This window comes from Candidatus Regiella insecticola LSR1, from assembly GCF_000143625.1.
Taxonomy (GTDB): domain Bacteria; phylum Pseudomonadota; class Gammaproteobacteria; order Enterobacterales; family Enterobacteriaceae; genus Regiella; species Regiella insecticola.
Map to the genome: position 1 here is coordinate 542,374 of NZ_GL379589.1, position 7,899 is coordinate 550,272.

Genomic DNA, 7,899 nt, shown 5'->3' on the forward strand with positions numbered 1-7,899 from the left:
ATACCCAATGAATTTCGAGTTACGGCAAGGCGGCAAACAATCGAATCCCAGGAGTGTACAAGTAGTACATGACTGGGATGAGAGCGAGCAGCCAACGCCGCAGTAACTTGAAAGGCGAAGGTATAAATGCTTGTGGACTTTGCAAGATGGTGGATAAATCTGGTTTAACCAGGCGATATTGCCAGCATAAATACAGCAAGTCTTGTATCTGTAACGTTGGTTCAAATTGGTGCTTTTCTAAGGCAGAAATCCAAAAATTATGAAAAAAGAGGTGAAATATGAAAAAATCGATATTTTTTGCCATTACGCTATTCACAATTGGGGTAGAGCCAGCATTTGCTTATATTGATCCAGGCTCTGGCAGTGCCATTATGAGTGTTATCATTGGTTTTTTTGTGGCCATAGGCGTTCTAATGAAAACTTTCTGGTATAGAATAAAGGGGTTTTTGGGGCTATCGAAAAATAAAAAAACTGACTCTATCAACAATGGTGACCTTCAAGATAAAGGTGGGGACAGCAAATAGGGAATATTTTGAATGTGTAAGCCGAAAATATTTCTTCTGGCTGCCGGTTATAATAAGCATGCCGAAAGGCCCTGTAGTTTATGGTCATTCAGTAATGGCAAAAGTATTCTTGACTGGCAAACGCATGCTTTTGAAAAGGCGCTTCCTGGCAATGAGGTCAACATTATCGTTGGCTATGATTATCAAAGAATCATCGCTAATCATCCGCACCTTAATTTTTCTCACGTATTAGATTGGCAAAAAAGTAGTGCATTACAATCTTTCCTCAGCGTAATACAGGATTTTTCAAGTCCCGCTTTGGTCATGTACGGGGACACTGTCTTTCATCCTGAAACCCTAACGCAATTTATCAGCATGGAGGGGGATGCCGTAGTCGCAATAGACAGTGTTTGGAAGCAGCGTTTTTCGGGGCGTTCTCAGGAAGATATCGCAATTGCTGAAACTTTGAATATTCCCCCTTATGGAGAGGTAGAATATACCGGTCTTGTCAAATTCTCTCCCAAGGTGATGGATTGGATATCACGTCATCGAGATAATTACCCTTCCGCCAGCAATTTTATTGATTTGATCCATGATATCCAGGATGCTGGTTTTAATATTGCTACCTATGATGTAACCGGCTCTTGGGCCGAGATGAATGAGCCCAACGATTTGGTTCACTTTATACTCGGTAACAAAGCAGAAACGTTACGCCGAATACGTCCGCAACTTAAAAAAAGTGAAATATGCGACCAGATAACCTGCACATGGCAAGACTGGAAAAATAATCCTTTGCGTATCATCAAAGGGGCGCAAGCCCAATTCGAAGGTCAGCGTTTAATTGTGCGCTCCAGCTCTTTTGAAGAAGATAGTTGGGAAACAGCAAATGCAGGTGTTTTTGAAAGTGTATTGGACATCGATTGCGATGACACTCATGCCGTGCGCAAAGCTATTGAAGGTGTGTTTTTGTCTTACGGGAACCCCTCCGAACATGCTCAGGTTCTGATTCAACCATTTATAAGCAATGTTGCCATGTCGGGTGTGATATTCACATGCGATCTGGTTACTGGATCATCTTACTACATCGTAAACTATGATGATGTTTCAGGGCGAACCGATTCCATCACCTCTGGTCAGAAAAGCGAGCTTAGAACCGCCATTGTTTTTCGTCAAAACATAGACGCCGTACATAAAATTGATTCGCGCTTGGAAGGTGTAATTGAAGCAGCTAAAGAGCTTGAACAAATATTAGGATATAACAAGCTTGATATTGAATTCGCCATTGATAAAAAAGATCAAATTTACACCTTTCAGGTTCGCCCGATTGTTGTAAAACATGACACACATCAGATTGATGAAAAGCAACTAGGGTTATTTTTACAATCTGCTCGGCAGCACTTTAAAAGGAGATTATACGATTTTTTCCGGGATGACCGATTGGAACCCAGCGGAAATTATTGGCAATCGGCCTAATCCCCTGGCGATCAATTTGTATAACCACCTCATTACCGAGGATATATGGGCCAAGCAGCGTGCAGAATATGGTTATCGGGATGTACGACCTGCGCCATTAGTGCATAATTTTTGCTCTCAGCCTTATGTGGATTGCCGCGCATCCATAAATTCATTCATTCCAGCGTCGTTACCAGAAGAGGTCGCCTTGCGTTTGGCCAATGTATATCTTGATCTACTGCAGGATAATCCTCACCTCCATGATAAGATGGAACTGGATATTGTATTTACCATTTGGGTTCCCACATTTCGGCAAGACGCTAAAATACGCTTCAAAAACCGGAATATATCAACACAACACATTGATATCCTTGAGCAAGCGCTGAAAAAGTTGACAGCTCTCGCACTTGTGCGCCTGAACGAAGATACCTCGTCTATTGCATGCCTTTCAGAACGGTTTGTGCAGGTGGTTGGTTCTGACCTTGATCCTGTTGATAAAGCCTATTGCCAAAGAATTGGCGATAGGACTACCTACGGCGATCATTTTGGCATCTACTGATATCAATTTTCGTCAAGATCTCCAACAATTATTTCGTAGTGAAACGCTTCGAGTATACTTAAGTACTTATATTATCGGAGTACAGCTCGCTGGAGCGATGAAAAACGTGATAGCCATTGCGGCAGGTATTTCTGATGGTGTTAAGGCGGGGGGCTAATGCACGTGCTGCACTGATTAGCGCGGGTCTTAATGAAATGAGTTGCTTAGGTCAGGCTTTGGGCGCTGAAGCAGCCACATTCATTGGTATCGCAGGGTTAGGTGATTTAGTGCTTACTTGCACTGATGATCAATCCCGTAATCGTAGATTTGGCACCCTGCTGGGTCAGGGGCTGAATGTACAACAAGCACAGGAAAAAATTGGCCAAGTCGTTGAGGGTTATTACAATACCAAAGAGGTATTAGCTTTGGCACAACGTCATAGTGTGAATGTGCCAATTATTGAAAAAATATATCAAATATTATATTGCGATAAAAAGGCAGATACTGCCGTCTCTACTTTTGGAGAACTTTTTTGATCAATGTTCTGCTTGTTGATGACCACGAATTGGTGCGTACAGGTATACGTCGTATTCTTGAAGATATCAAAGGCATCAAAGTTAAGGGAGAAACTCAATGTGGTGAAGATGCGGTAAAATGGTGCAGAAATCATCCTGTTGATATCGTTTTAATGGATATGAATATGCCTGGTATCGGTGGATTGGAAGCAACCCGAAAGGTTGTGCGCTTTTCACCAGACACCAAGGTTATTATGCTAACCATACATACAGAGGATCCCCTGCCGAAAAAAGTGATGCAAGCCGGCGCACACGGCTATCTTAGCAAAGGCGCTGCTCTGCAAGAGGTGGTCAATGCCATTAGAGCTGTCCATGCGGGTCAACGCTATATCGCATCAGATATCGCACAGCAAATGGCGTTAAGCCAATTGCAACCGCAAGCGGAGGCTCCATTTGATTGCCTTTCAGATCGTGAATTACAAATTATGCTCATGATCACAAAAGGAAAAAAAGTCAATGAGATCGCTGAACAGTTGCACCTTAGCCCAAAAACAGTCAATAGTTATCGTTACCGGATGTTCGAAAAACTGAAAATTAACGGCGATGTTGAATTAACACACTTGGCTATTCGTCATGGATTTTTTAATAAGGAGAAACTAGACTTCTTTCCAAACCGTAGCGAGTGATGCGAAGTCAAGGCGCCCGGCGCACAGCAACCTTCGTTCCCATACAGTACATGAGGATTGCGAGCACCGGGCAACGCAGGATTCATGTCACTCGCTACGGTTTGGAAAGAGGTCTACTATTAAACAGTGATTGATTGTTTTGATGCGAAAGAGTTTTTAAAAACGGTGACCTCGCAATCAGGTGTTTATCGCATGTATGATGCCGAGGGTGCTGTTATTTATGTGGGTAAAGCGAAAAATCTCAAGAAACGTTTAACTCACTACTTTGGTATACAAAATAATCTTAAGACAAAAAGTTTGGTTAAAAATATCGTTCAGATTGATGTCACCATTACACATACCGAGACTGAAGCATTATTACTCGAACATAATTATATTAAACTACATCAACCACGCTATAACGTTCTCTTGCGTGATGATAAATCCTATCCATTTTATTTTTTCTTAGTGCCGATATTCACCCGCGTCTCGCGATACACCGTGGTAGCATGCACGAAAAAGGGGGAGTATTTCGGGCCATTTCCTGATTCTTATGCTGTGCGAGAAACCTTGGCACTGCTACAAAAACTTTTTCCAATACGGCAATGTGAAAATAGCGTTTATCGCAACCGTTCTCGTCCCTGTTTGCAATACCAAATTGGACGTTGTTTAGGCCCCTGTGTAACGGGTTTAGTTAGCGAAGAAGAATATCAACAGCAGATAAATTATGTCCGCTTATTTTTATCTGGAAAAGATCAGCAAGTTTTAAAAAATTTAATTTCTCGGATGGAAAAAGCCAGCCACTTATTGCATTTTGAAGAAGCGGCCAAGCTTCGCGATCAAATTCAAGCCATTCGCAGGGTAACAGAAAAACAATTTGTTTCTGGAGACGATGAAAATCTTGATGTGATCGGCGTCTCATTTAATACCGGCTTAGCCTGTATCCACGTTTTATTTATCCGTCAGGGTAAAATATTAGGCAGTCGTAGCTATTTCCCTCACATCCCCAGCGGGACTGAACTAAACGAAATAGTACAGACATTCATCGGTCAATTTTATCTGCAAGGCAACCAATCACGCACCTTACCGGAGGAGTTTTACTGGATTTTTCATTTGGCGGAAAAAGAGTTACTTTCAGCTTCGTTGAGTGAACTTAACGGACGTAAAATTCAAATACAAACCCGCCCTCGTGGGGCGCGTGCTCGCTATTTAAAATTGGCAGCGACTAATGCTGCTGCAGCACTAAAGACACGTTTATCACAACGTTCAACCATACAACAAAGGATGAAAGAATTAGCTAAAGTACTAAAGCTTGCATCGATCAATCGGCTAGAGTGTTTTGATGTTAGTCATCTTATGGGCGAACAGACAGTAGCGGCTTGTGTGGTATTTGACAGCAATGGCCCGCTACGTTCTGAATATAGACGTTACCATATCAATGGTATTAAACCAGGTGATGACTATGCAGCTATATCACAGGTATTAATGCGACGCTATGACAAGGCTGTTGATGAAAATAATATCCCTGATGTTATTTTCATTGATGGAGGGAAAGGGCAATTAGCGCAGGCCGTAAACGTTTTTTCTTCATTAAATGTCTCCTGGAATAAACAAAAACCGTTACTGATAAGTATTGCAAAAGGAAGCGATCGCAAGGAAGGATTAGAGACTTTGTTTTTATCTACACGAGGAAAAGGGGATTCATTGCCGTCAGATTCGCCTGCCTTACACCTCATTCAGCATATCCGTAATGACGCACATAACCATGCGATAACAGGACACAGGAAGCGCCGATCAACAGTAAAAATGGCCAGTGTGTTAGAAATGATTGAAGGCATCGGTACTAAACGCCGGCAGATGTTATTAAAACACATGGGGGGACTGCAACCATTATTGAATGCCAGCATCGAAGAAATTGCAAAAATACCCAGTATCTCGCAAACATTAGCAAAAAGAATTTTCAATACATTGAAACACAGGAGTTAATGTTGCACCATACTTATCATATTTCACACCAAATTAGGTGATTGGCCTGCATCATGCAATTAAATATACCAACTTGGCTTACTTTACTGCGTATCATACTTATCCCGTTTTTCGTTTTAGCATTCTACCTACCTTTAGAATGGGCACCTATGGTGTCAGCTATTATTTTTATCTTTGCTGCAATGACAGACTGGTTTGATGGTTTTCTGGCAAGGCGGTGGGGACAAACGACACGTTTCGGTGCCTTTCTTGATCCTGTTGCGGATAAAATCATGGTGACCATTGCATTAATACTGGTTACTGAATACTACCACGTTTGGTGGATCACATTACCGGCAGCGACAATGATTGCACGTGAAATTATCATATCTTCATTACGTGAATGGATGGCAGAAATTGGAGAACGTAGCTGTGTCAGTGTTTCCTGGATGGGGAAAACAAAAACAGCGGCACAAATGTTGTCACTCATTGGTTTACTGTGGCGTCCAATACCCATGATTGAAATGATAAGTATTGTCTTACTTTATATTGCTGTGGTGCTAACTTTCTGGTCGATGTTCCAATATTTAAATATAGTACGGAAAAATTTAGCCGAGCCTTGAGCTATACCTACAGCCCTTGAAGTTGCCGCTAGGCGGCGGCCAGGGCGACCGACCGATGAGCGTAAATATACTACGTGATTCAGCGAACACCCGCAGCTAACAACACGGCGGCTTCAAGGGAGAAGGGTATAAATGTCTTAAAAAGCAGCAAACAAACACTTAAGTTGGATAATTTTATTGACTAGATGCACCAGGTAAGTAAAATGCACGGCACGATAAAGGACGAAATAGATTGCTAAAGAACGGCAAAGATTGATGCCTTTAACTTAATCAGCCTAATATTGCGGGAATAGCTCAGTTGGTAGAGCACGACCTTGCCAAGGTCGGGGTCGCGAGTTCGAGTCTCGTTTCCCGCTCCAAATTATTAAAAAATCGTTAACTCTAATAAAGAGCACGGAATGTCGGGCGCGTTAACAGAGCGGTTATGTAGCGGATTGCAAATCCGCCTAGTCCGGTTCGACCCGGAACGCGCCTCCAACTTTTCTCAAGATCTTTTTTATTTCTTAGCGACACTAAAACGAGAAAAAACGGGCAAAAAGCGCTGTCTAAATGAAGTAAATAATTGCCCTTCGCCTCTCTTGCCAGCGTATTAGATCACATAAAAGACTTTGAAAAAATTCTCAGCCCGGGTGGTGAAATCGGTAGACACAAGGGATTTAAAATCCCTCGGCCTCAAGGCTGTGCGGGTTCAAGTCCCGCCCCGGGCACCATTCAATAGTAAACAGACGTCTACCGACGTCTTTTTTTATGCCAAAAATCCAGTTATTACAAGGCTTTTCACGCTTTTTCTGTCTGCCAACGTCTACTCAGTTCGACCCACATCAACAGACTCATGAGGGTACAAATGCGGGTATATACGGGTTCGATAAAATCATATACCCTCAAGCACACTGAAGGAGAAGAATATAAAGGAACCCCTATCATGGCGCTTACTGATGTGAAAGTACGTTCAGCCAAACCCGCAGAGAAAGCGTATAAGCTCACGGACGGTGAAGGCATGTTTCTTTTGATTCATACCTAATGGCTCAAAATATTGGCGCTTACGTTATCGTTTTGGCGGTAAAGAGAAGATGCTGGCTTTGGGTGTTTACCCTGAAATCACACTTTCTGATGCCAGACATAAACGCGACCAGGCCAGAAAATTAGTCGCGGCAGGAGCCGATCCCAGTGAATACAAAAAGGCAGTCAAAGTCGAGCAACAAAGTGCAGCGAATAGTTTTGAAACCGTAGCCAGAGCCTGGCATGAAAGTAACAAAAAATGGTCAGCTTTTCATAGCACTAGAGTCTTAAAAACCTTGGTAGATCATTTATTCCCTTCACTAGGCCATCGTAATATTGCTGATCTCAAAACACGCGATTTATTAACACCGATAAAAGTGGTCGAACATTCAGGTCGATTAGAGGTTGCGGCACGCCTTGTAGGCGAAGGCTCAGGGATCAAGGCGATTACCGGTGGTGATGAAGTTTCTGTCGATCCCAAACATAAACAGCCTTATTCGACACGTATCCCTGCGGTGATAGTGGCGGTGAATAATAACGCCATGAGTTTCAGTGATCGGAGTGGCGGTGTGTCTCGTCGGCGCGTCATTTTTAACTTCTCAGAAATCATCCCTGAAAATGAACGTGATACCTTATTGC

At 42.6% G+C, this 7,899-nt stretch carries 7 protein-coding genes, 3 tRNA genes and 2 pseudogenes; all 12 read left to right on the forward strand.

Going from position 1 to position 7,899, the window contains the following annotated elements; genetic code table 11:
• The first annotated feature begins 68 nt into the window (after positions 1 to 68).
• On the forward strand, positions 69 to 263 hold the full coding sequence (locus tag REG_RS12555; RefSeq protein ID WP_141553600.1) for a hypothetical protein: 195 nt from the start codon (positions 69 to 71) through the stop codon (positions 261 to 263).
• Between the two features lie 15 nt (positions 264 to 278).
• Complete coding sequence (locus tag REG_RS03030) at positions 279 to 524, forward strand: hypothetical protein (RefSeq protein ID WP_039906991.1); 246 nt, start codon at positions 279 to 281, stop codon at positions 522 to 524.
• A gap of 12 nt (positions 525 to 536) precedes the next feature.
• The gene (locus REG_RS03035; RefSeq protein ID WP_050749297.1) at positions 537 to 1,976 is read left to right on the forward strand and encodes a PEP/pyruvate-binding domain-containing protein; all 1,440 of its coding nucleotides are present in this window, start codon (positions 537 to 539) and stop codon (positions 1,974 to 1,976) included.
• Positions 1,933 to 2,514, forward strand: a complete 582-nt coding sequence (locus tag REG_RS14015; RefSeq protein WP_050749298.1) for a hypothetical protein — start codon at positions 1,933 to 1,935, stop codon at positions 2,512 to 2,514. Before REG_RS03035 ends, REG_RS14015 begins: the two co-directional genes overlap by 44 nt.
• Positions 2,462 to 3,029: pseudogene (locus REG_RS03040) on the forward strand (NAD(P)H-dependent glycerol-3-phosphate dehydrogenase); the annotation flags it as partial. The gene REG_RS14015 and the pseudogene REG_RS03040, both read left to right, overlap by 53 nt.
• Complete coding sequence (gene uvrY / locus REG_RS03045; RefSeq protein WP_006704419.1) at positions 3,026 to 3,694, forward strand: UvrY/SirA/GacA family response regulator transcription factor; 669 nt, start codon at positions 3,026 to 3,028, stop codon at positions 3,692 to 3,694. The pseudogene REG_RS03040 and the gene uvrY, both read left to right, overlap by 4 nt.
• 126 nt (positions 3,695 to 3,820) lie before the next feature.
• On the forward strand, positions 3,821 to 5,659 hold the full coding sequence (gene uvrC / locus REG_RS03050; RefSeq protein WP_260200174.1) for an excinuclease ABC subunit UvrC: 1,839 nt from the start codon (positions 3,821 to 3,823) through the stop codon (positions 5,657 to 5,659).
• 53 nt (positions 5,660 to 5,712) lie between these two features.
• Positions 5,713 to 6,261, forward strand: a complete 549-nt coding sequence (gene pgsA / locus REG_RS03055; RefSeq protein ID WP_006704421.1) for a CDP-diacylglycerol--glycerol-3-phosphate 3-phosphatidyltransferase — start codon at positions 5,713 to 5,715, stop codon at positions 6,259 to 6,261.
• Positions 6,262 to 6,544: 283 nt separating this feature from the next.
• Positions 6,545 to 6,620, forward strand: a tRNA-Gly gene (locus tag REG_RS03060).
• Between the two features lie 45 nt (positions 6,621 to 6,665).
• A tRNA-Cys gene (locus REG_RS13055) sits at positions 6,666 to 6,738 on the forward strand.
• 146 nt (positions 6,739 to 6,884) lie between these two features.
• A tRNA-Leu gene (locus REG_RS03065) sits at positions 6,885 to 6,971 on the forward strand.
• 212 nt (positions 6,972 to 7,183) lie between these two features.
• A pseudogene (locus tag REG_RS03070) lies at positions 7,184 to 7,679 on the forward strand (tyrosine-type recombinase/integrase); the annotation flags it as partial.
• Between the last annotated feature and the right edge of the window lie 220 nt (positions 7,680 to 7,899).